The sequence below is a fragment of the Niallia oryzisoli genome, assembly GCF_036670025.1.
GTDB lineage: Bacteria > Bacillota > Bacilli > Bacillales > Cytobacillaceae > Bacillus_BD > Bacillus_BD oryzisoli.
Genome location: NZ_CP137640.1, coordinates 1,913,740 through 1,938,729, shown reverse-complemented (window position 1 = coordinate 1,938,729; position 24,990 = coordinate 1,913,740). Strand labels below are relative to the sequence as shown.

Here is a 24,990-nt window from a genome sequence, read left to right as displayed (position 1 = left end):
CCTTTTAAGTAAAAATACGGTATAGCCAGAACATTCGGCTACCTTCCTTATCATACCATATTTCGTTCGTAAAGCAGTCAAACATCTATTCATTATGACCATTTTATAAAGAACTATTCAACTTAATTTCAAGGATTCATGTTTCTTTCTATCAAATTTTGTTTAACTATAATATTTCACTCATGTAACAGCCACATGTTTGAAAGATTACAGCTCATTTAAAATTATATAACATTCACACACTGTCTCATTTTTCATGCTAATGTTAATAGGTGAGCGAATTTTTATTGGGATTGGGTGAAGATAAATGTTTTCGAATGCTGAAATAGGGATTGATTTAGGTACTGCTAATACATTAGTCTATAGTAAACATAAAGGAATCGCGATAAACGAACCAAGTGTCGTATCAGTTGATACTGTAACAAAAAAAGTAATCGCTGTTGGGACCGAAGCAAAGGAAATGGTTGGGAAAACACCGGAAAACATTATTACAATACGTCCATTGAAGGAAGGTGTCATCGCAGATTACGATATAACAACAGAAATGCTCCGTCATATTATTGGAAAAGCTTCAAAAGCTCTTGGATTTTCATTAAGAAAACCAAATGTTGTTGTTTGTACACCTTCCGGCTCCACAAGTGTTGATCGAAGAGCCATCCAGGATGCGATCCGTAATGCAGGAGCAAAAAAGGTCTATATTATAGAAGAACCTGTAGCAGCGGCCATTGGTGCCGGTATGCCTGTTGATGAACCGGTAGCCAATGTTGTCATTGACTTTGGCGGTGGTTCAACAGAGGTTGCCATTATTTCCTTTGGTGGCGTTGTTGCCTGTCATACTGTTAAAATTGGCGGTGACCGCTTAGATGATGACATTATTCAATATGTGAGAAAAAAATATAATGTTTTAATTGGGGAACGGACTGCAGAAAATATTAAAATGGAAATCGGCTATGCCTTAGTTGACCATGAAGAATTAAAAATGGAAGTGCGAGGCCGTGATCTTGTAAATGGTCTCCCAAAAACCATCACGTTATCATCGTTCGAGATTCGCGATTCTATAAAAGAATCATTGCTTCAAATATTAGAAGCAATCAGAGCAACCATGGAAGAAAGCCCTGCAGAACTAAGCGGCGATATTGTTGATCGCGGGATTATTCTGACTGGCGGCGGATCATTATTAAAGGGAATGGAAGATTGGCTGGCAAAGGAAATTGCCGTGCCGATTGCCTTAGCGGAAAATCCTCTTGAATGTGTCGCCATTGGTGCCGGTAAGTCCTTGCAATATTTAAATAAACTCCTTTATGCGGCAAATTAAAAATGTCCATTTGTGGTGCCCTAGCACCATGAATGGACATTTTTTTTCATATGTTCAAGCGATTGACTTCCAGAGCTACATCACTCGCTTGAACATTTTTTCAAGTTCATAGACAGATGTATGAATAATAATTGGACGCCCGTGTGGACAAGTAAATGGATCTGTCGTCTGTCTTAATTCATCTAATAATGCTTGAATTTCATCATTACGTAAATGGCGGTTCGCTTTGATTGAGCCTTTGCAGCTCATCATGATCGCTGCTTCTTCGCGCAGCTTTTTAATATCGACTTTCTTCATCGTAAGCAGCTGTTCAATCATATCCTCAATTACTTCTTTCTCTTCCCCTTTTGGAAACCATTGCGGATGAGATTTTACAATGTAGCTGTTATATCCAAAGGGTTCGAGAAACACACCAACCTTTTCAAGCTCGTCTTTATATTCTTCGATTTTAAGTACTTCGTCGGTTGAATATTCAAATGTGATGGGAACAAGAAGCTCTTGTAATTCAGAAGCGACCATACCCACTTTTTCCTTATAAAATTCATATTTAATCCGCTCTTGTGCAGCATGCTGATCTATTATATACAATCCACGTTCATTCTGGGCAAATATATACGTACCATGCATTTGTCCAATGGGATAAAGTGGCGGTACTCTGCATGTGTTTGCTTCATCAGGCACCGTTGTATCAGCAACGATCACTCGATCTTCAGGATAAGAGGTATGGACTTCCGTCCATTCTTCCTCCGCCTTTGACTCCATTTGAAGCGGAGGGTCCAATTGATCCCAATGATCAGGATGCTGTGTAAGCTGCTCATGCCGTTTCAAGCTAATGTCTTTTTCAGCGAGAAACTCTTCTCTTACTGTAAATGACGGCGGCTCAGTGAATGTCTCAGACAATGCAGAATCGCTCCTTTTGAAATCCATTCCAGAAAAAGTTGGTTCCTGTTTCGTTTCATCTCTGTTGGTGAAAATGGGTACCGATATGTGATCTAACTGCATAACCGTTTGTTCGGAAGCTTTTTTTTCTGGCTTGTTTTTTGTTAGACCGGCCGGAATAAGTTCTTTCCTTTTAAATGCCTCTTTGATATTATTGGTAACCAATTCATTCAATTCCTGCTCTTTACTGATGCGGACTTCTAATTTTGATGGATGGACATTCACATCGACAAGAATCGGATCCATGATTATATTTAAGAGGGCAATCGGAAACCTGCCGATTGGCAGCAGAGTATGATACCCTTCCTGAATCGCCTTCACGAGCGGATAGTTTTTAACAAAACGGCCATTTATCATAGTCGAGATATAATTTCTTGAAGCTCTTGTAATTTCAGGTAGCGCAATATAGCCATCTATCGTATAGTCAAGCGATGTCACATGAATCGGGATCAGCTTTTTCGCTATATTCAATCCATAAATAGCTGCTAATACTTGCCTAACATCGCCGTTTCCGGCTGTATGAAGGAGCTTTCGTTCATTGTGAAACAAACGAATTGAAACTTCCGGATGGGCAAGGGCAAGCCGATTCGTTACATCCGTAATATTTCCAAGTTCTGTATGAACCGTTTTCATGTATTTTAATCGTGCTGGAGTGTTATAGAATAGATCGGTTATCGTAATATCCGAACCCTTTCGCGCCGCTGCCTTTTCTAATGTGACTATTTTTCCCCCTTCGAGTACAATTCGAGTTCCCTCATAGCCAGTTGAAGTAATGAGTTCAAGTTTTGAAACGGATGCAATACTTGGAAGGGCTTCACCACGGAATCCTAATGTACGGATGCGGAACAAGTCATGTTCATCTTTTATCTTGCTTGTTGCATGACGTTTGAACGCCATTGGTACATCCTTCTCTTCGATCCCATCCCCGTTATCGCTTATGCGAATCTTTGCAAGTCCTGCTTCTTCAATTTCGATATCAATGATGGAGGCACCAGCATCAATGGCATTTTCAACTAATTCCTTTACAACCGATGCCGGTCGTTCAACTACCTCCCCGGCTGCTATTTTATTCGAAAGTGCATCGTCAAGCTGTATAATTTTCCCCATCGTTCACACACCTCCGTTAACTTTTTATCTTTTTATGAAGTTCATAGAGTATATTCATTGCTTGCATCGGAGTCATATCTAATATATCTAGCTCTTTGATTTTATCGAGAACACGCTTTTCTTTTGGATCCAGTTGTGGCTTTTTCGGCTGAACGGATTCATCAGTAAAGAAGGATAGCTGTGTTTCAGTCCTATTGTCAATACCATTAGACTGATCTGCGTTTGAATCCTTGTCTTCCTCATGGTTTCTCGAAGAATGCGTCGTTTCTGCTTCCGTTTCTTTTACAATCAGTTTTATGTCTTGTTGCTCCAGTGATGCTAAAATTTCATTCGCCCGCTTTATTAGCTCTGGTGGCAATTGGGCAAGCTGGGCAACATGGATTCCGTAGCTTTTATCAGCCGGACCCTCTTTAATTTTATGAAGAAAAACGACTTTGCCATGTTGTTCAATGGCGCTGACATGTATATTTTTTAATCGCACTAATTCTTCCTCAAGCACGGTTAATTCATGGTAGTGTGTTGAAAATAACGTTTTAGCTCCAATTCGATCATGAATGTATTCAATGATTGCCTGAGCTAAGGCCATCCCATCATATGTGGAAGTTCCCCGGCCAATTTCATCAAATAAAATGAGACTATTTTTTGTAGCATGTGCAATGGCATTTTTTGCTTCAAGCATTTCAACCATAAATGTACTTTGTCCTGAAATTAAGTCATCTGCAGCACCAATCCTTGTAAAAACTTGATCAAAGATAGGTAGAACGGCTTCTGTTGCCGGAACGTAACAACCGATTTGAGCCAAAATGGCTGTTAAGGCAATTTGCCGCATAAACGTACTTTTTCCCGACATGTTTGGTCCAGTAATAAGGAGAATTTCCCGTTCATTATCCATGACACAGTCATTCGGTACATATCGGTCAGCATTCATTACTTTTTCAACAACAGGATGACGGCCTTCTTTAATCATGATACGGCGTTCATCTGAGAAAATGGGTTTGACATAATGCCGTTCTTCACTAATCGTCGCGAAGCATTGCAGCACATCAAGTTCACTAATCGTTTTAGCTAATGCTTGTAATCTTGGAATATATTCTTTCACATGCTCACGAATCTCCGAAAATAATTGATATTCCAAATCCATACTTTTTTCTTCTGCCTGCAAAATTAATGCTTCTTTTTCTTTTAATTCAGGTGTAATATAGCGTTCAGCATTTGTTAATGTCTGCTTTCGTTCATATCTGCCTTCTTCAAGTAGATGTAAATTCGCTTTTGTTACTTCAATATAATAGCCAAATACCCGGTTGTAACCGACTTTAAGTGATTTAATGCCCGTTTTTTCCCTTTCTTCGCGTTCAAGCTGGGCAATCCAAGTCTTGCCGTTTCTCGTTGCATCACGATAACGGTCAAGCTCTTCATGATAACCATCTTGAATCATATTTCCCTCTTTTACCGACAATGGCGGATTTTCAACAATTGCTTTTTCCAGCAGATCAGTGATTTCTTCACAAGGGTCTAACCGATCGGCAAATTGTTTACTCACTTCATTGCCAAGCTGCTCAATAAGATGATGAATAAAAGGGATTTGTTGAAGTGATCGTCTTAATTGAACAAGATCACGTGCACTTACATTTCCGAATGCTACCCGGCCTGCCAGACGTTCAAGATCATAGACTTCTTTTAGCTTTTCCCTTAATTCCTGGCGTTCAAAATAAGCATTCATAAAGGTTTCAACCATCAGAAGACGAGTTTGAATTGCAGTCATTTCAATTAACGGACGATCAATCCATTGCTTTAATAGCCGCCCGCCCATGGCGGTTTTCGTTTCATCGAGAAGCCATAGGAGAGAGCCCTTTTTCCCTTTCGAACGGATTGTTTCAGTCAGTTCAAGATTTCGTTTTGAATAATAATCAATTTTCATATGTTGATAGATTTGATAGCTGGAAACAGGCTGGAGATGTCCAAGACTTCTTTTTTGTGTTTTGTACAAATAATTTAATAGTCTTGCCATAGTAATTTGCAGCTTTTCCTCTGTTACATCACGAAAAAGCGGACGGTAATCTCCCTTGATATCTTCATCGTCTTCAAATGATATGGTTACCGGTAATCGTTCCCGAATTTTCCGCTGCCATTCAGCTTCGAAGCTTGATTTTACAACCAGCTCTTTTGCACCTAATAAGGCAAGTTCATTGATAACTTCTTCAAAACTACCGTTCAATATTGTCGCCTTGTTCTCTCCCGTCGATAAATCATTATAGGCACATCCATAGGTTCCATCAGGAAAGCAAGTAATGGAAGCGATATAGTTGTTTTCCTTTTCCTGCAGCCCTTTCCCTTCCATCATTGTACCCGGTGTGATCAATTGGACAACCTCGCGGCGGACAACGCCTTTTGCCTGTTTTGGATCTTCTGTTTGCTCACATATCGCTACTTTATACCCGCGTTCAACGAGCTGCTCAATATAGGTTGAAGCTGAGTGATAAGGAACGCCGCACATCGGAATACGCTCTTCGCCCCCGCCCTCGCGGCTTGTTAAGGTTATCTCTAACTCTTGTGATGCCTTTATCGCATCATCAAAGAACATTTCGTAAAAATCTCCAAGTCGAAAAAATAAAAAGGCATCTTGATAGTCTGCCTTTACTTGTAAATATTGTTGTATCATCGGCGTATAAACGACCATCATATCCTCCATTAACTAAACATTTTTATCATTACTCTATTATAACATACTAGAAAAATTTCTCGCATGGGAGGTTTTTCTATGGCAGGAGTTAACTTTCCATCCCTTTTTCAGGCAAAAAAAAACTAGGAAGTAAAACCTTCCTAGTTAACCATTATTTATCTTTATTACCGTGGATGAATTCAGGATCAAGCTCTTCAAAATCCTCATCCTCTACATCGAATCCCCAATCATCATCATTATCAAATTGTTCTGGATAAACAGCTACACATACTTTTGTTTCTCCAATCACTTCAACCATAAATTCTCTTTCAACATGGACAATAATTTTATCTCCTTTTGGAGAAATTACACATTCAACACAGTTTGGCTGTTGCAGTACTCTGGCAATGACGTCTTGATCATCCAGGCTATCTGGATCACGGTATTTCAATTTAATGACATCACAATATTCGACACGTTCAGTTACTACCTCTGTTTTTGTATTTCTATTAAAAGAGTACCAAACGTTAATATCATAATAACCCTTAACTTCAACCGTCTTTCCTACCTTTTTCGCCTCGTACGTATGGTTAATAATCCAGCAGCCAAGAATGCTTGACGGCTGGTGTGAAGGGCTGATCGTATGATTAGACTGCGTACATTTACGTCCTTTCGCAACGACCGCTTTTGTGATTATCTCTCTGTAATCTCCCATTGCGAGCGAAACCTCCTCATTTATTTTCAATTCATCCTATGCGTGTTATTAGGCCGGTGTGCGATTATTTTTACGATGAATATCAGAAAAACTATAGGCATGATGCATTGTATGCTTACTAAAAGAGAAGGTTCCATTCTTGTTCATCATCCTGATTTCGCCTTATTTTCGCTAAGGGATAGAAGAGCATTTTTCGATAAAATTGAAACATCGTTTGTCGAAAAAAGAAAAAAGCCCGGAAAACGAATCCGGACTTTTATCGGAATAAATAACCTTAATGATGGGAACAGTTTTTATTTTGAATTTCCGCACCTGTTTCCCCGCTTAGTATATTTCCACCTGTTGACTCAATAATTTCATCGGTTACGGCATTAGAAATCGTTGTAGCAACTAACTGCAACAAATCATTAACATCTGCTTGCGATTGTTTAAATTCATAGACAACCGGGATTTCATCCAATTCCTGTTCAAGAGCAGTAATTTTTTCCTCTGTCTTTCTTAATGCTTCAACTTTTCCGTAATGTTGGAAATTTACTGCTTGTTTTTGCAGAGCTTTAATAGATGAAATACTGTTACGTACCTTTTCATTTTCGTGAATTTGCGCCTCAGCGCGTTTAAAATAATCGACTTCGTCTGTTTCAGCAATCATTTTAGCTAAATCCTTTGCTTTCGCAACGATTTCATCCTTTGTATATTTCCCCATCCTGTTCACCTCAATCGGTTCTAATTATTCCACCATTTCTCCATTTAAAGACCATGTTTTTGCTTCAGTAATTTTTACCTTTACAATTTTTCCAATGGCTGTTTTTGGTCCTGTGAAATTCACAAGCTTATTTCTGCGTGTATAACCAGCCAAGACATCTGAATTATTTTTGCTTTCTCCTTCAACAAGGACTTCCACAATTTGGCCCTCATATTTCTTCAATGCAGCTGCTGACAATTCATTCACAACTGCATTCAAGCGCTGCAATCGATCTTTTTTGACTTCCAACGGAACATTGTCCTGCATTTTCGCTGCTGGTGTCCCTTCACGCGGTGAATAAATAAACGTATATGCAGCCTCATAACCAACCTCACGATAGAGTGATAAGGTTTCCTCAAATTGCTCATCTGTTTCATTTGGATAGCCAACAATAATATCTGTTGTCAGCGCAACATTTGGAATGGCCGCTTTAATTTTCCCTACCAATTCTAAATAATGCTCTCTAGTATATTTACGGGCCATAATTTTTAATACATCTGTCGAACCTGATTGGACAGGCAGATGAATATGCTCAACAAGATTTCCGCCCTTCGCCAATACTTCTATCAGATGATCATCAAAATCACGTGGATGACTTGTTGTAAAACGAATTCTAGGAATATCAATTTTTCTAATTTCATCCATTAAATCGCCAAGACCATATTCGATATCTGTAAAATCTTTTCCATATGCATTGACGTTTTGACCAAGAAGTGTAATTTCCTGATAACCTTGAGCTGCTAGGTGACGTACTTCTTGAATCACATCCTCTGGACGACGGCTTCTTTCTTTACCTCTCGTATACGGTACAATACAGTACGTACAAAACTTATCGCAGCCGTACATAATATTCACCCATGCTTTAATGTTCCCTCGTCTAACCTTCGGAAGATTCTCAATGACGTCGCCTTCTTTTGACCAAACTTCAACAATCATTTCTTTTGACATATAGGCTTCCTGTAAAATATGAGGCAAACGGTGTATATTATGAGTACCAAAAATCATATCAACATGGTGATATGTTTTTAAAATTTTGTTCACAACTGATTCTTCCTGTGACATACAACCACAGACACCAAGCAATAAATCTGGTTTTTCCAATTTAAGGTGTTTCAAATGACCTAGTTCACCAAACACTTTGTTTTCAGCATTTTCACGGATGGCACATGTATTTAGTAATATGACATTTGCATCCTCAACCGTATCAGTAGGCTCATAGCCAAGGGCAAGGAAAATACCTGCCATAACTTCTGTATCATGCTCATTCATTTGGCAACCGTAGGTACGGATATAAAACTTACGTCCTTGACCCATCCCTTTAAATTCTTCTGCAATTTCAAAATCCTTATGGTATTGAACGTCCTCTTTACCACGTTTTTTCGCATCTTTTAAAGACGGTGCTGTAATAACTGTTTCAAAATATTTGCTGTAATCCTTGGCGGATTTTTTGTCCGAAGGATTTGCCGTAACTACTTGTTGTCCTTCTAGGCGTTGCTTTTCATTCATCTATTTTTCTCCTTTCGCTATCTTTGCATAAAAAGATAGAGTAATGCACATTATAATAGTATAATGCCTTACATGGATGAAAACAATAGACATCCTGATTTACAATCAAGAAAAAGCTCTAGTATCATTGCCTGTTTGACAAAATAATGTATGTATTAACAAAATAAGCAAGTGATTTATGAATATAAATCACTTGCTTATTTATTTTTATTTATTATTTAAATTCTGCTACTAGTTTATCAAAGTGTGCGTTGTCTAAATTTAAATCCATTTTTGCTAATGGTTCTTCAGAAAAGCCATGTAATAATTCTTGATATGATTTACGCTCTGTATTTTGATAAATTAAGCCTGTTACAAGACCGTTACGCTCCATCAATGTTTGCATTGCTGCTTCACGGTTAGATGGATCATAGCCATCAATATCGCTTAATTTAGTTAAGTTCTCTTTAAACCAATCATATGTGTTAATCTTATTGTAAGTTACACATGGGCTGAAGACATTGATTAAAGAAAATCCTTTATGTTTGATTCCAGCTTCAATAAGTGCTGTTAAATCCTTTAAGTCAGTAGAGAAACTTTGTGCAACAAATGTTGCCCCTGCTGTTAAGGCCATTTCCATTGGTGCAATTGCTTGTTCAATTGAACCTTTTGGTGTTGATTTTGTTTTAAATCCTGCTTGTGAGCGAGGGGAAGTTTGTCCTTTTGTTAAACCATAAATTTGATTGTCCATGACGATGTAAGTAATATCAATATTTCTTCTGATCGCATGAATCGTATGTCCCATACCAATTGCAAAGCCGTCCCCATCACCGCCGGAAGCAATAACTGTTAAATCACGGTTTGCCATCTTAACACCTTGAGCAATTGGTAAAGAACGGCCATGAATTCCGTGTACACCATATGAATTAATATACCCCGAAATACGTCCTGAACAGCCGATTCCAGAAATAACGGCTAAATTTTCTGGTTCTAAACCAACATTTGCTGCTGCTCTTTGAATGGCAGCCTGTACGGAGAAGTCTCCGCAGCCAGGACACCAGTTTGGTTTCACATTATTTCGAAAATCTTTAAATGTTGCCATTTAGAACAACTCCTTGCTCTTCGTGTATATTTTTGCATTTTGCATAAACTTCATATGGTTTATATGGGTTTCCATCATATTTTAAGACTTTGCTAATTTTTTCTGCGTATCCAACATTCATTTTAATAATATTTGCTAATTGTCCTGTTGCATTGTTTTCAATAACCGCTACTTTTTTTGCATTTTTTATTAAAGGTAACACTTCATCTGTTGGGAATGGGTGAATTAAGCGAATATGAGCATGGTTCACTTTAATGCCATCCTCTTCAAGACGTAATACTGCTTCTTCAATCGCACCACGTGTTGAGTTAAAACCGATTAGCAATAAATCAGCTTCATCATGCGGACAATTTTTGTATACAGGAGTATTAAACTTGATATTTTCCAATTTTCTAAAGCGCTTATCCATCTGCAAATTACGGTTAAGAGCTGCTTCAGAAGGCTTACCAGTTTCATCATGTTCTACACCAGTTACGTGGTGGATACCATTTTTCACACCTGGAATAACACGTGGAGAAATTCCGTCTTCTGTTACTTCATAACGCTTGAAGTAACCTTTATTTTCTTGTTCAGGAATTCCCTCAGTAATCAATTTACCGCGTCGAATTTCAACTTTATTAAAATCAAGCGGTTCAACCGTTTGTTTACCTAATGATAACTGCAGATCAGATAAAACAATTACTGGACATTGATATTCTTCTGCTAAGTTAAAGGCCTCAGCTGTATCATAAAATGCTTCCTGAACTGTACTTGGCGCCATTACAATTTTTGGAATCTCACCGTGTGTACCATAAATCATCGCCATTAAATCAGATTGCTCTTGTTTTGTCGGCATACCAGTAGATGGACCACCGCGTTGAGTATCAACAATAACAAGTGGTGTTTCTGTAATACCAGATAAACCAATCGCTTCCATTTTAAGAGAAAGTCCGGGACCTGAAGATGCAGTAAGAGCACGAACACCGCCGTAATTTGCTCCGATCGTCATTGTAACCGCTGCAATCTCATCCTCTGTTTGAATAACTGCACCGCCAAGTGGAGGCAGTTCTTTAATTAAATATTCCATTATTTCTGAAGCTGGTGTAATTGGATATGCAGCCATAAAGCGGCAGCCGCCTGCAAGTGCACCTAATGCAATGGCATCATTTCCAATCATAAATAGTCTGTTTTGACCATCTGCTTCAGCTAGTTCCATTACTTCTGATTCATCTGTTAATTGATTTTTCAAGTAATCATAACCAGCTTTGATTGCTTCCATATTTTTCGCAACAACCTGTTGGCCTTTTTTACCGAAAATCTCTTGCACTACTTCTTCAAATACATTAATATTAAGATTTAGGATTGCGCAAGTTGCCCCAACAGCTACCATGTTTTTCATTAATGATGTACCTAAATCAGTAGCAATATCTGTAAATGGAACCGCATACAATGATGCTTTTGTATCATCCGGTTTCTTTGGATTTATCTTAGAATCTGCAATCATAATACCTTTATCATGCAATTCCTTATAGTTTACATCGATTGTTTCCTGATCAAAAGCTACTAAAATATCAAGATCATCAGATATTGTGCGAACTTCTGTCGTACTTACTCGAATTTTGTTATTTGTATGACCACCTTTAATCCGCGATGAAAAGTGGCGATATCCATATAAATAATAACCTAATCGGTTTAATGCGATAGAGAATATTTCTCCTGTACTCTCGATTCCTTCTCCTTGTTGCCCGCCAACCTTCCATGAAAGCTGATTAACCATAATTCCACCCCTTTGGATACGTAAAAAATTATGTCACTATGTACATAAAAGTATAGCACCAGTCGATTAAATTCTCTAAGAAAATGCCTGACTAAATATTCTTCTAGGAATTTTCATTATATTTGGAAAATCGGATAGTACTAAACGATTTCAATTCTAGACCTATAACATAAAAAAAGCAACCTTTTACGACGAAATTTTGACGAAAATATGAATATTTTTTAAAAGATTTAAAAAAGTTATATTACTTTATCAAAATTATGCATAGATTCATGCAAAAACGACAACATTTTTTTACAATTTAAAACGGTTTCATACTTTCAAGAATTTCACTTTTATTATTTACTGCTTCAATAAATCATTATAACGCAAACATTATATTTATATAACAATAAACAATTCCAATATTCACGAATTTTTCCGTGCAATGAATAAAATTTTCTTCGCTTCATTCGAAAAACCCGCTTGCCTTGAGCAAGCAGGTTCTACTTATTTTCATGCTGTTTTATCTTGGCTCAATTATCAGCTTGATCGCTGTTCTTTCTTCACCATCAATTAAAATATCGGTGAAGGCTGGGATACATATTAAATCCACCCCGCTAGGTGCAACAAATCCTCTTGCAATGGCTACCGCTTTAACCGCTTGATTTAATGCACCCGCACCAATTGCTTGAATTTCTGCTCCACCTCTTTCACGTAGAACCCCAGCAAGCGCACCAGCTACAGAATTAGGATTAGACTTTGCTGAAACTTTTAATATTTCCATTCCTAGCTCCTCCTTGTTTGGTCCCTCCCATATGTTCGTGTAACGAACAATCTAGGTTATATCATTCCAATGCTACTATATTCATGAAACAAATCAGTTATTCCGGCCTGGTCGAAAAAAAGAGGTGCAACATTCAAGTAAAAAAAGAAACATACCATTTTCCGCCACGCTTTTAAAAAAGGGGGACGGTAAATAGTATGTTTCTTGTATAGCAATTATGAATAAAATGGGTGATCGTCATTGATTAATATTCGTTCCAGCTTTTTTGCATTACCGCTATTTTTATCAATTTCAATTAATACGGCGCTTAGCTGCGATCTTCCCGCTTTTGGAACCTCAAAACGGGCCGGCATATTGGTTAAAAATCTTTTAAGGACAACTTCCCTGTCCATTCCTAAGATCCCATCATAGGGCCCCGTCATACCTACATCTGACAAATAGGCTGTTCCTTTTGGAAGGATCCGATTATCGGCCGTTTGAACATGCGTATGTGTTCCAATACATGCGGAAACTCTTCCGTCCAAATACCATCCCATCGCTTGTTTTTCACTTGTTGCTTCTGCGTGAAAATCAACAAAAATAATTGGTGTTCTCTCTCTTGCCTCTTTAATCAATTGATCAGCTTTTTTAAAAGGGCAATCATTCGGAGGCAAAAAGGTTCTTCCCTGCAAGCTGATGACAGCTATTTCATCATTATTCATTTTTACATAGGCAATCCCTTTACCCGGATTATTTTCTGGAAAATTACCCGGTCTAACAAGGTACTTTGCTCCGTCAATGAATTCAAAGATTTCACGATTATCCCAAGTATGGTTCCCTAGGGTCACAGCCTGAGCACCTGCCTCTAGAAAGCCGCGATAAATCTTTTCAGTTATACCTTTTCCCCCGGCCGCATTCTCGCCGTTTATTATCGTTATATGGGGGCGGTATTTATCTTTTAACTTCGGTAAATATTCACTTACCATATCACGTCCTAATGAGCCTACAACATCTCCGATAAATAATATATTCATATAAAAACCTTTCTTTAATATAATTTATTTGTTCATAAAACGTATTTATCTACATAAAATAAAAGCGGTGTAAATACACCGCTTTATTTTGCATATTCAACTGCTCGGGTTTCACGAATGACCGTGACTTTAATATGGCCTGGATAATCAAGCTCATCTTCAATCTTTTTACGTATATCACGAGCAAGACGATGTGCTTCTAAATCGTCAATTTGTTCCGGTTTTACTGAAATCCGCACTTCACGGCCGGCTTGAATAGCAAATGACTTTTCAACTCCATCAAAAGATTCAGAGATTTCCTCTAACTTCTCAAGACGTCGAATGTAGTTCTCAAGTGTTTCTCTTCTTGCTCCAGGTCGAGCTGCAGATAATGCATCAGCAGCAGCAACGAGAACAGCAATAATCGAAGTTGGTTCTGTATCACCATGATGGGATGCAATACTGTTAATAACTACAGGGTGCTCTTTATATTTCGTAGCAAGTTCAACCCCGATTTCAACATGACTGCCTTCCACTTCATGGTCAATTGCTTTACCAATATCATGGAGCAACCCTGAACGGCGCGCTAATGTCTCGTCTTCACCAAGCTCCGCTGCAAGCATTCCTGTCAACTGTGCGACTTCGATTGAATGCTTTAATACATTTTGACCGTAACTTGTACGGAATTTCAAGCGGCCAAGAATTTTAATAAGATCTGGATGCAGTCCATGTACGCCGACTTCAAAAGTTGTTTGTTCTCCAATTTCACGAATATGTTCATCAACTTCCCGCCGTGCCTTGTCCACCATTTCTTCAATACGTGCAGGATGTATTCTGCCGTCTTGGACAAGCTTTTCAAGCGCTAAGCGGGCAGTCTCCCGTCTAATTGGATCAAATCCGGAAAGGATAACTGCTTCCGGTGTATCATCAATAATCAGGTCAATACCAGTAAGGGTTTCTAATGTCCGAATGTTTCGGCCTTCCCTGCCGATAATCCGACCCTTCATCTCGTCATTTGGAAGATTTACAACCGATACAGTTGTTTCAGCAACATGATCAGCTGCACATCGTTGGATAGCCAGTGACAAGATGTCTTTTGCCTTCTTGTCAGATTCCTCTTTTGCTCTTATCTCGCTTTCTTTTATCATTACAGCGACATCGTGTTTTAATTCATGTTCGACCCGCTCTAAAATGATGGTCCTTGCCTCTTCACGAGTTAAGCCCGAGATTCGTTCTAACTCCGTTTGTTGTGTTTTTACGATCTCGTCCACTTTGCTTTCCATCTCTTCAATATGCTGTTGTCTTTTGTTAAGAGAATCATCTCTTTTCTCTAAAAGTGCTTCACGTTTTTCTAACGTTTCGTCTTTACGGTCAAGATTTTCCTCTTTTTGCAGTAAACGATTTTCTTGTTTTTGCAGTTCATTCCTGCGCTCACGAATCTCACGTTCTGCTTCATTACGAAGCTTATGAATTTCGTCCTTTGCTTCCAGCATGGCTTCTTTCTTTAAAGAATCCGCATCACGTTTCGCATCTTCTACTATTTGTTCTGCTGCATTTCGTGCTCCTGCAATCTTTGCTTCAGCAATGGATTTACGAACAAAATAGCCAACAACTACACCGACGATAAGGCCAAGCAAAATGGAGATGATTGCAGCTAATAGGTCCATCATTTCACCTCCTTCTGCTATGAACTTGTTTTGAGTTACGTTTCTAAAGTGTCGACATGTACATTGTTCAGAATTCAATATACAGCTCAATGGCTTTTAATACTCATAGAAAAGTAAAATATACATTTCTAATTGTAAAGCTGAGTATTTTTAATGTCAAGTGGTTGTCCTTACAGCTTTTGCTAATTTTAAATATCAAAAAGTTTCTAACCAATCACAAAAAGGCAAAGTCATATCAGACTTTGCCTGCATAAAATTAATCAATTAAATCAAACTCATCCTGCTCCGGTGCTTCAGCCAATGGCGGAACCACTGCATCACCGTCAAGACCATAATGTTCACGAATTTTTTGTTGAATTTCAAAAGCAATTTCCTTATTTTCCTTAATAAACTGCTTGGCATTTTCTCTTCCTTGACCAAGGCGCTCATCATTATAAGAATACCAGGAACCGCTCTTTTGAACGATATCCAGTTCTGAACCGATGTCGATGATTTCACCTTCTTTTGAAATACCTTCACCATACATGATATCTACTTCCGCTGTACGGAACGGCGGAGCCACTTTATTTTTGACAATTTTTATTTTCGTTCTATTTCCGACAATATCATTTCCCTGTTTTATGGCTTCAGCACGGCGAACTTCAAGACGGACAGAAGAGTAGAACTTTAACGCACGGCCGCCTGGAGTTGTTTCAGGGTTTCCAAACATAACGCCAATTTTTTCCCTTACTTGGTTAATAAAGATCGCAATGGTCTTCGATTTATTAATGGCTCCAGAAAGCTTACGGAGCGCTTGAGACATCAAGCGGGCCTGCAGCCCCATGTGAGAATCGCCCATTTCTCCTTCAATTTCTGCTTTTGGCACTAAGGCCGCTACAGAGTCAATAACAATAATATCCACAGCCCCGCTTCTTACGAGAGCTTCAGCAATCTCTAATGCCTGCTCTCCTGTATCCGGCTGAGATAGCAAGAGTTCATCAATATTTACACCTAACTTTTCTGCATAAATTGGATCAAGTGCATGCTCAGCATCAATAAAAGCCGCCTGACCACCTGCTGCTTGAACCTCTGCAATTGCATGAAGGGCTACGGTCGTTTTACCTGAACTTTCCGGACCGTACACTTCGATAATACGTCCTCTCGGATATCCTCCTACCCCAAGGGCTGTATCTAGAGCCAAGGATCCACTTGAACAAGTAGATATTCTCCTGTCTGTTTGTTCTCCCAGCTTCATAATCGAACCTTTACCAAATTGTTTTTCTATTTGCTTTAACGCCTGTTCAAGGGCTGCTTGACGATCACTCACTGCATTTTCCTCCTTTTGAATAAAAACAACTATCTAAAGCCATATGGCTGTCTCATCTCAAAATCTATCTTAACTATAGCTTGTTTTTTCAATTTTGTCTATCAAAATATCGAACGTTTATTCGTTATTTTTTAAAGCTATAATTCTTTGAAAATGGCTAAATTTATTACTAAATTGTCCTTTTTCCACTAGTCAATAGCGCTGAAAATTAACAATTTGAACGAAAACTTAATTTTGAAAATAATAATACTATCAGCCTTTTTATCTATAGTCAACTAAAAAAACTCCTTTCAACATGAAAGGAGTTTGGAAATAGTAGATTACCTATTCAGTTCTTAAGACTTTAAATACATTTTAATAAGAAGTTACATCCGTGTTGAACCGTACGGATGCGGATGGATGTCCGGTTGCCAGCAAGCTTTAATTCTTCCACTTGGACCGGACGGTCTTTGACTTTAATCCCAATGAACACCGTACCAGCCGGCTTGCCTTCTAACTCATCAGGGCCGGCAACACCTGTAAAACTAATGCCAATATCTGCATTCATTAAAGAAGCAACATTTTCAGCAAGCTCTGCAGCACATTCGGTACTCACTACTCCATGATGAGCAATGGTCTCTTCCTTTACATGCAATACGTTTTGCTTCACTTGCGGATGATAACAAACAACCCCGCCCATGAGGAGTGATCCTGCACCGGGTATTGACGTTAATTCTTTTTCGAACATTCCTCCTGTTAAGCTTTCTGCTGCCGCTATCGTCAGCTTCTTTTCCTTTAATAGCCTAGCAAGTTCACTCATAAGAGATGTTTCATCATATCCATAGAAATATTCTCCAACCCGGTCGAGAATTAACTTTTCTGTATCATCTATTAATTGCGCGGCGGCTGCTTCCGATTGATGCTTGGCAGTAATCCTGAGCGTCACTTCACCATCTCCGGCAAGCGGAGCGATCGTTGGATTGGTTTGCGCGTCAATTAAATCATCAATCTCCGTTTCCAGCTGTGATTCTCCGATGCCAAAAAATCGCAGCACCCGAGAGATAATCTTTTCCTGGACTTGAAGCTTATTCATGATGTTTGGACGGGCATAGGTTAAAAACATCGGCTCCATTTCTTTTGGCGGTCCTGGAAATAACATATAAATATGATTTTCAGTAGAAAAAATCATTCCCGGAGCCATTCCATGGTCATTTGGCAATACTTCAGAACCTTCAATAACCAATGCTTGTTTTCGATTATTCTCGGACATGGTTCTGCCGACACGTTTAAAGTATGCCTCTATTGATTCCATCGCTCGCTCATCTGTTACTAGCGGTCTCTGTAAATGGGCAGCAATCGTTTCTTTCGTTAAATCATCTTTTGTCGGTCCGAGACCGCCTGTAAAAATAATCATATCAGCACGGTTTTCGGCTATCTCAATCGCAGCCTTTAATCTGCCGGCATTATCACCTACTACGGTATGATAAAATACGTTAATTCCCATATCCGCAAACGTTCTTGATAGGAAACGAGCATTCGTATTAACTATTTGGCCCAATAACAACTCAGAGCCAACAGCAATGATTTCTGCATGCATAAATATACCCCTTTATCTAGTATAGGTTTATTGTCCAGCTCCAGTGCCTAGCTGCTCGAGGTCTTAAGCTTGAGGCCCGCAGGATGCGGGTCATGCAGACGTTGCCATAAGATTTTTCTTGGGGCTTCAGCCCTTAGAAAATCAATCAGGCTCCGCTTGACAGGACGTGGTGGTTTTAGTCTGCGTTCCTTAAATGGGCAAGGCACTTCCGCTCTTCTTATTACTTCGAGTTAATAAAAGGTTCTTTGTTTTTCACAAAGTAGTCCAATCCTGACCAAACTGTAAAGAATAAGGCAACCCAGAGCGCAATCATATCAAAAGGAATCGCCATCAGTTCAAAAAGAATGTTATGAAGCAATAGGGCAGAAATTGCAACGATTTGTGTCCAGGTTTTAATCTTACCCAGCATATTTGCAGCTACCACTTCTCCTTCACCGGCCAATACAAGACGCAGACCAGTGACCGCAAATTCACGGCTGATAATAATGATGACAATCCACGATGGAGCCAAGCCCAGTTCGACTAGGACAATCAAAGCAGCCGATACTAACAGCTTGTCCGCCAGCGGATCAAGAAATTTCCCCAAATTCGTAACCATATTGTATTTACGGGCGTAGTGGCCGTCAATCCAATCTGTTGTAGAAGCGATAATAAAAATTAAAGCACCAACTAAATGAGTGACTGGCATCGTTGTTCCTAATAGAGAAATCTCTCCCCATGAAAAAGGGACAACCATAATGATAAGAAAAATAGGAATTAATAAAATACGTGATATTGTAATCTTATTTGGCAAATTCATTAACTTTCCCTCCAAAACATATGAGCGACTTAAGACAATCATTTACGTGAAAAAATAGTCATCAACTTTCATGATGACTATTGATTCACTTTCATGATGACTATTGATTCACTTTCATGATGACTATTGATTCACTTTCACATAGCGAATAATAATATCTTGACGAACAACTTCAGCAGGTGATATAGCATATTCCAGTTTTTGACCGTTTATATAAATTTCAGTTGCTGTTGAATTACCAGCCACAACAACGACTTCAGTCTCTTGCGACATATCAAAGACTTGACTTTCTGTTTCACCTTTTTTCAGCATACCCTGAAAAAACGAATAGCCTTTACTATTTTTAATATTTACCCAAGTTTCACCAGTTGAAACTACCTTCAACTCAAATTTTTCTGTATTGGTCAGTTCATAAACAGACTGATCTCCATTTGCTTCAACGACCTTTAATTCCTGAGGAGCTTGGGCAGGCTTTTCGTCCTCCTCTTTTGCTGCACTTTTTTCTTCCTCTGCATCTTTTGCGTTATCACTTTCATCAGCTTGACGTTCAGTAGTAAGATCTTCTGACTCTTCATATGTAATTTCCTGCTTGCTCTCTTTTGGTGTCGTTTGACCCCCATCGTCTCCAGAATATTTTTGTGCTAAATACCAGATGAAAACAAAGGCGCCAATGACAAGAACACCAATTAAAATTTTCGGCAGAACATCTAATACCTTTGAGCTGCTGTCAGAAAGTGATTTTTTTGTTTGAACCCGGGAGAGCTGTCCGGGAATATCCTCACTTAATATACTTGGGATGTCATTTTTATACTCCTCGAAAAGCACCTCGGGTTCAAGACCAACCGCCTCGGCATACTGCTTAATAAAGGCACGCACATAAAATTTCCCCGGCATCGCACCATAATTGCCTTCTTCAATGCCAATTAAGTATCGTTTTTGAATTTTCGTTACTTCCTGCAAATCATCTAAGCTCAAACCTTTTTCTATCCGTGCTTCCTTTAAGCGATTACCCAATTCTGTCAATTGTAACACCTTCCAACTACCTAAAAGTCAAACTCTCCAAATTCAGCAGAAGAAAATAGAGTGTTTTTTTCCACTATATCATATGTGATTTCTTCATCCGGATCGTTACGAAGCTCAATGATATAATCAAAATCATCGAGTGTATACTCAGTGTTTTGGACAAAGATATCTGGATGCTCAATCACTTTTACTGCCGGTAATCTCATGATTTCCCGAATGAGCTGCCAATGTCTTTCGTTTGCCCTCCTGGTGGAGACAATTCCATCAATAATGAATAGATTATCTTTGTTATATTCATCTTCGATTAATTGATTTCGGATTGTTTGCTTTAATAAAGTCGATGAGACAAATAACCACCGCTTGTTTGCACAAACACTAGACGCAACAATGGATTCCGTTTTTCCAACTCGAGGCATCCCCCGGATACCGATTAATTTGTGGCCCCGTTGCTTAAATAATTCCGCCATAAAATCAACTAAGATGCCAAGATCATCTCGGACAAATCGAAATGTTTTTTTATCATCTGCATCTCTTTGTATGTATCGGCCATGTCTTACCGCAAGGCGGTCACGCAGCTTTGGTTTTCTTAACTTGATTAATTTTATTGTATCCATAGTATGTAAGATAGACTCAAGTCTTTCAATTTGTTTATCATCTTTTGCTAAAATAAGTAAACCTCGCCTGCCTTCTTCAACTCCATTAATCGTGACAATATTAATGGACATCATTCCTAAAAGTGAAGCAATATCACCTAACAGGCCAGGTCGATTCGATTGGATTTCATATTCTAAATACCACTCTTCTTTCTCCACACCATAACCCCCTCCTTCTATAGGTTAAAGCATTTACCTAAAATAAAAGGACATTCAATCCGTAGGAAAGTTTGAAGGCATTACCCACTGCAAAACCAATCGAAATGATTAGTCTTTGAACTCCCAACTTCTATCATATCTGATTTTAATAGAAGATGAAAGAAAAAAGCGGTAAGTCTTGCTAAATTCGCTAAAAACTGCAGTGAAACCCCTGTATAAATATTCAAATAATTAACGGTTAATTATTATATAAATATAATTACGTTCGTAAAAATGAAAAAGAGAGGCTAGTGGTTCCTTCTGAACACAGTATCCTCTCTCATACCTATTAAAATCAAGGGTATTAGGTCATTATGTTATTAGCTGCCTGTACCATTATTTTCTACAAGTTTGACCATAATACTTGCAATTGCTTGTTGTTCCTCAGGTGATGCAACAGACCACAAATCAGCCAAGACTCTTTCTTGTTCATTTTTTGGATCTACTTGTTTAGCTAGATAATCCCCAACCTGGTAGGCTAGATCGTTAATCGTATTTTTATCCACCCCTTGCTGCTCTGCTTGATTTAAACGATCACCTAAAAAGTCTTTCCATTGCTGCCAATTTTCTAATATAGACATAATTTTGAACCTCCTATGATGTATTACTTTTATATTTTGCATAGTTCAGATTCAAAATATACATGATTTATTTGTGTATAAAAAATCATTTTTACATATACCATCCGCCATTTACACTTAAAATTTGTCCTGTAATATATCCTGCTTTGTCTGACAGTAAAAAAGAGACACTTTCTGCAATATCTTTCGGCTCTGCCAGGCGCCCCATCGGAATATCTTCCTTGATGATATCCAGTTCCTCGTCAGTAAAATTAGCCAGCATAGAAGTATTGACAGCTCCAGGGGCCACACCATTCACACGAATCCCATTGAGCGCCAATTCCTTACTTAAGGATTTTACTAATGAAATTTGCGCACCTTTTACAGTTGAATAGATCACCTCACAAGCAGCACCCGTTTGCCCCCAGATGGAAGTAATGAACAAAATATTACCTGACTGCTGTCTAATCATTTTCGGAAGCAGCTCTTTCGTTAACATAATCGGTGAAGTCACATGAACCGCCATTAAATTTTCCACCACTTCTAAATTTGTATCAACAAACAATCCATAATGACTAATGCCGCTGTTATGAATAATCGCATCGATTGAAAAAATATTCTCAGACAGTTTTTTATAGCCATCTTGTTTTGACAAATCTGCTTGAATCGGAATATATTCTCCATCATAAATCGACAATTCGTCTAAAAGCTCTCTTATCGATTGGACATTTTGATTATAATGTAAATAAAGCGAATAACCATCCTTGGCTAATTCAAAGGCAACTGCACGTCCAATTCCTCCGCTTGCCCCGGTAATTAAAACGTACTTCCTCATGCAAAAATCACTTCCCCAACAAACTTTTCCTTTTTCAATTATTGTATCAAAAAAACGCCGGCTAAGCGGCGTTATTTTTTCGGAACTACTTGACAAACAGTGATCCGTTCTTCGGCTATAAAATTCGCTGCTGCTGTTTTCATTTCATCAACTGTAATACGCTCCAACGTTGGGACCACATCAAATAGGTTCATTTCATTAAAAGCATAACGGGTAAATTGATTCGCAATGTACTCTGGTGAATTAATAGCCCGCAGGAATGTACCAATTTTTTTTCTTTTTGTCCGCTCTAAGTTTTCAGCTGTAAAAATACTTCCTTGTTTTGCGGATAACAGCATTTTTTCCAAGTCTTTAGCTAAACGATCAGGATCGTTCGTATCACCGCCAATCATTGCAAAACCAAAGCCTTGTTCCTGACTGTAATCATATGAAAATGAGTCATCAATTAATCCAGCTGAATATAATTCATGATAGTTCTCCGAGCTTTTTCCAAATAAAACGTCAAACATCATGTTGAGTGTCAGCTCATGCTTTAACATTTCTGTACCGCTCTGATTGATATTTTCCGCTTTTATTCCAACAAGACATTTTGATGTTTGGACATTCATTTTTAGTACTTGTTTTTTCTCAGCAACCTCTTTCGGCTCTGCTTCAAACTGCCTTTTAATTTCCGGTACACGGTCATACTGTTTTTTACTTTGGTTATCTTTAATTTGCGTCATGATTTTATTCGGATCAACCGGACCGACGACAAAGAGAAGCATATTGCTTGGATGATAAAAAGTTCCATAGCATTCATACAATAAATCCTTTGTAATATGTGAAATCGACTCAACAGTTCCAGCAATATCAATACTGACCGGATGCTTGTGATACATATTCTGAATCACCCCGTAATACAGGCGCCAGTCAGGGTTATCATCGTACATCGTTATTTCTTGACCAATAATCCCTTTTTCCTTTTCAACCGTTTTTTCACTAAAATAAGGTTCCTGCACAAAATCCATTAACGTTTCTAGGTTCAACTCTACATCGGAGGTGCTAGAAAATAAATAAGCTGTCCTTGTAAAAGAGGTAAATGCGTTGGCAGAAGCCCCTTGTTTGCTAAATTGCTGAAAAACATCACCATGCTCCTTTTCAAAAAGCTTATGCTCTAAAAAGTGGGCAATTCCATCTGGTACCTTTAAATATTCATCTTTCCCTAGTGGTATAAAATGATTATCAATGGAGCCATATTTCGTTGTAAAGGTAGCATATGTTTTATTGAAACCTTTTTTTGGCAGGATATATACTTCTAAACCATTATCAAGCTTTTCATGGAAAAGCTCCTCTTGGAGTTGCTTAAATTCTATTTTTTCCATCTATTGTTGAGCCCCCTCTGTTAAAAAGTAGATGGTATCCAATTCAATCTTTCCTGCTATTTTGATAATCTCGTCTTTCGTTACTTGATCCATCGCACTAATCCAGTGATCAAGCGAAATATTCTCTTTGGAGACAACGTTATGATATAAAATTTCTACCATCCCTCTTGCATTATCAATCGTTTCTAATAGCTGATTTTTAATCACTGCTTTTGTTTGGTCGATCTCTTCATCAGAAAACTCTCCAGCTGTCATAGCTGTCATTTGTTCTTTGATAATAGAAACCGCTTGTTCGTAATTTTTATTATCAATGCCTGACATCACCAGCATTAATCCTTTATGACTCTCTAACCGGCTTGCTACATAATAGGCAAGGCTAGCCTTTTCCCTGACATTAATGAATAATTTCGAATGGGAAAAACCGCCAAAAATCCCGTTAAAAACTTGCAGTGCATAATAATCCTCATCACCATATAGAACATTCGTACGATAACCGATATTCAATTTTCCTTGTTTTACATCCTGTGCCTCTTTGATTTCCTTCGCTTCTTTTTTCGTTTGAGGACCTTTTTCATCTAGGTTTTTCGGTGTTCGGTCACTGAAATGAAACAGATTATTAACTATTTTCACTACTTCTTCACTTGTTACATCGCCGACGACATACAAATCTAGTTCATCTTCACGAAGAGCCGATTGATAATAATCATACAGACTTTCAGCCGTGATCGAATCTACATCCTCAAGTTGCCCATGCACATGTAGTGAATAGGGCTCCTCTTTACACATTTCCTGAATGAGCCGGAAGTTAGAATACTTCATTTTATCATCATAAACTGATTGAATTCTTTGTTTTAAGGAACGCTTTTCATTTCCAACAGTTGTCTGATCAAAAGAATGACCATCGACATTTGGGTTGATTAACACTTCTGCCAAAAATTCAAACGCTTTTTCCATTAGAGGTGTTGAATCAGATAAAAATTTTTCATTAGCCGCTTCAATCGAAAAACTAATGATATGATATTCTCCCTTTTTACCTAAGTCCACATTAAACGTCGCTCCATACAGTTCATCTAAATAGGATCTTAACAAAGAGGTTGTTGGAAATTTTTTCGAATTGCTTTGTAAAACATGAGGTAGTAATGCTCTTTTTGTTACATTTTCCTTATCCAAAGGGGCCTTCATTTTAAACACAATCGTATTGGTTTTATATTTTTCAGTAGGGATAATATGAAGCTTCATCCCTGTTACATCTATAATATTTTCCGATAAAACACCCATTTACGTTCCTCCTTTTAATTCCGCTTATCATTAAGCATATGTAAACACTAAGACGGTTATTTTCTATAATCTCCTCGAAAAACCAACATATTCTTACTATACAACTGTTAATTTCTTACAATCAAGTTTTAAGAACAAAATGCTCTTCTAACAGGA

Annotated in this window: 20 protein-coding genes; 1 reads left to right on the top strand and 19 read right to left on the bottom strand. The window is 38.3% G+C overall.

Annotated elements, in window-relative coordinates:
• Positions 1–307 precede the first annotated feature (307 nt).
• Positions 308–1,315: a rod-share determining protein MreBH gene (gene mreBH, locus R4Z09_RS09745; RefSeq protein WP_338452127.1), complete on the top strand. Its 1,008-nt coding sequence runs from the start codon at positions 308–310 to the stop codon at positions 1,313–1,315.
• 75 nt (positions 1,316–1,390) lie between these two features.
• Here mreBH and mutL read toward each other — a convergent pair whose 3' ends face one another.
• From mutL to yfmF, 19 genes are all read right to left on the bottom strand, one after another.
• Entirely contained in the window at positions 1,391–3,361 is a 1,971-nt protein-coding gene (gene mutL, locus R4Z09_RS09740; RefSeq protein ID WP_338452126.1) for a DNA mismatch repair endonuclease MutL, read from the bottom strand.
• 16 nt (positions 3,362–3,377) lie between these two features.
• Entirely contained in the window at positions 3,378–6,038 is a 2,661-nt protein-coding gene (gene mutS, locus R4Z09_RS09735; protein WP_338452125.1) for a DNA mismatch repair protein MutS, read from the bottom strand.
• Between the two features lie 154 nt (positions 6,039–6,192).
• Positions 6,193–6,735 carry an outer spore coat protein CotE gene (locus tag R4Z09_RS09730; RefSeq protein ID WP_338452124.1) on the bottom strand — a complete coding sequence of 181 codons (543 nt, stop codon included), beginning with the start codon at positions 6,733–6,735 and terminating at the stop codon, positions 6,193–6,195.
• Between the two features lie 274 nt (positions 6,736–7,009).
• Positions 7,010–7,438 carry a RicAFT regulatory complex protein RicA family protein gene (locus tag R4Z09_RS09725; protein ID WP_338452123.1) on the bottom strand — a complete coding sequence of 143 codons (429 nt, stop codon included), beginning with the start codon at positions 7,436–7,438 and terminating at the stop codon, positions 7,010–7,012.
• A 24-nt stretch (positions 7,439–7,462) separates the two neighbouring features.
• Positions 7,463–8,983: a tRNA (N6-isopentenyl adenosine(37)-C2)-methylthiotransferase MiaB gene (gene miaB, locus R4Z09_RS09720; protein ID WP_338452122.1), complete on the bottom strand. Its 1,521-nt coding sequence runs from the start codon at positions 8,981–8,983 to the stop codon at positions 7,463–7,465.
• A gap of 214 nt (positions 8,984–9,197) precedes the next feature.
• Positions 9,198–10,064, bottom strand: a complete 867-nt coding sequence (locus R4Z09_RS09715) for a 2-oxoacid:ferredoxin oxidoreductase subunit beta (RefSeq protein ID WP_338452121.1) — start codon at positions 10,062–10,064, stop codon at positions 9,198–9,200.
• On the bottom strand, positions 10,051–11,820 hold the full coding sequence (locus R4Z09_RS09710) for a 2-oxoacid:acceptor oxidoreductase subunit alpha (RefSeq protein WP_338452120.1): 1,770 nt from the start codon (positions 11,818–11,820) through the stop codon (positions 10,051–10,053). The genes R4Z09_RS09715 and R4Z09_RS09710 overlap by 14 nt, the downstream gene beginning before the upstream one ends.
• Positions 11,821–12,325: 505 nt before the next feature.
• Positions 12,326–12,586: a stage V sporulation protein SpoVS gene (gene spoVS / locus R4Z09_RS09705; RefSeq protein ID WP_071395267.1), complete on the bottom strand. Its 261-nt coding sequence runs from the start codon at positions 12,584–12,586 to the stop codon at positions 12,326–12,328.
• Between the two features lie 215 nt (positions 12,587–12,801).
• Positions 12,802–13,599, bottom strand: a complete 798-nt coding sequence (locus R4Z09_RS09700; RefSeq protein WP_338452119.1) for a TIGR00282 family metallophosphoesterase — start codon at positions 13,597–13,599, stop codon at positions 12,802–12,804.
• Between the two features lie 83 nt (positions 13,600–13,682).
• Positions 13,683–15,245, bottom strand: a complete 1,563-nt coding sequence (gene rny, locus R4Z09_RS09695; protein ID WP_338453239.1) for a ribonuclease Y — start codon at positions 15,243–15,245, stop codon at positions 13,683–13,685.
• Positions 15,246–15,501: 256 nt separating this feature from the next.
• Positions 15,502–16,551, bottom strand: a complete 1,050-nt coding sequence (gene recA, locus R4Z09_RS09690; protein ID WP_338452118.1) for a recombinase RecA — start codon at positions 16,549–16,551, stop codon at positions 15,502–15,504.
• 343 nt (positions 16,552–16,894) lie between these two features.
• Entirely contained in the window at positions 16,895–18,127 is a 1,233-nt protein-coding gene (locus R4Z09_RS09685; protein ID WP_338452117.1) for a competence/damage-inducible protein A, read from the bottom strand.
• A gap of 220 nt (positions 18,128–18,347) precedes the next feature.
• On the bottom strand, positions 18,348–18,926 hold the full coding sequence (gene pgsA / locus R4Z09_RS09680) for a CDP-diacylglycerol--glycerol-3-phosphate 3-phosphatidyltransferase (protein ID WP_338452116.1): 579 nt from the start codon (positions 18,924–18,926) through the stop codon (positions 18,348–18,350).
• A gap of 123 nt (positions 18,927–19,049) precedes the next feature.
• Positions 19,050–19,958, bottom strand: coding sequence for a helix-turn-helix domain-containing protein (locus R4Z09_RS09675; protein WP_338452115.1), 909 nt, complete (start codon positions 19,956–19,958; stop codon positions 19,050–19,052).
• An 11-nt stretch (positions 19,959–19,969) separates the two neighbouring features.
• Complete coding sequence (locus R4Z09_RS09670; protein ID WP_338452114.1) at positions 19,970–20,761, bottom strand: DUF3388 domain-containing protein; 792 nt, start codon at positions 20,759–20,761, stop codon at positions 19,970–19,972.
• A gap of 359 nt (positions 20,762–21,120) precedes the next feature.
• Positions 21,121–21,381, bottom strand: coding sequence for a DUF3243 domain-containing protein (locus tag R4Z09_RS09665; RefSeq protein ID WP_338452113.1), 261 nt, complete (start codon positions 21,379–21,381; stop codon positions 21,121–21,123).
• A 91-nt stretch (positions 21,382–21,472) separates the two neighbouring features.
• Positions 21,473–22,195: an elongation factor P 5-aminopentanone reductase gene (gene ymfI, locus R4Z09_RS09660; RefSeq protein WP_338452112.1), complete on the bottom strand. Its 723-nt coding sequence runs from the start codon at positions 22,193–22,195 to the stop codon at positions 21,473–21,475.
• 71 nt (positions 22,196–22,266) lie between these two features.
• The gene (gene yfmH / locus R4Z09_RS09655) at positions 22,267–23,556 is read right to left on the bottom strand and encodes an EF-P 5-aminopentanol modification-associated protein YfmH (protein WP_338452111.1); all 1,290 of its coding nucleotides are present in this window, start codon (positions 23,554–23,556) and stop codon (positions 22,267–22,269) included.
• Entirely contained in the window at positions 23,557–24,834 is a 1,278-nt protein-coding gene (gene yfmF, locus R4Z09_RS09650; protein WP_338452110.1) for an EF-P 5-aminopentanol modification-associated protein YfmF, read from the bottom strand. It abuts the gene before it with no gap.
• Positions 24,835–24,990: the final 156 nt, after the last annotated feature.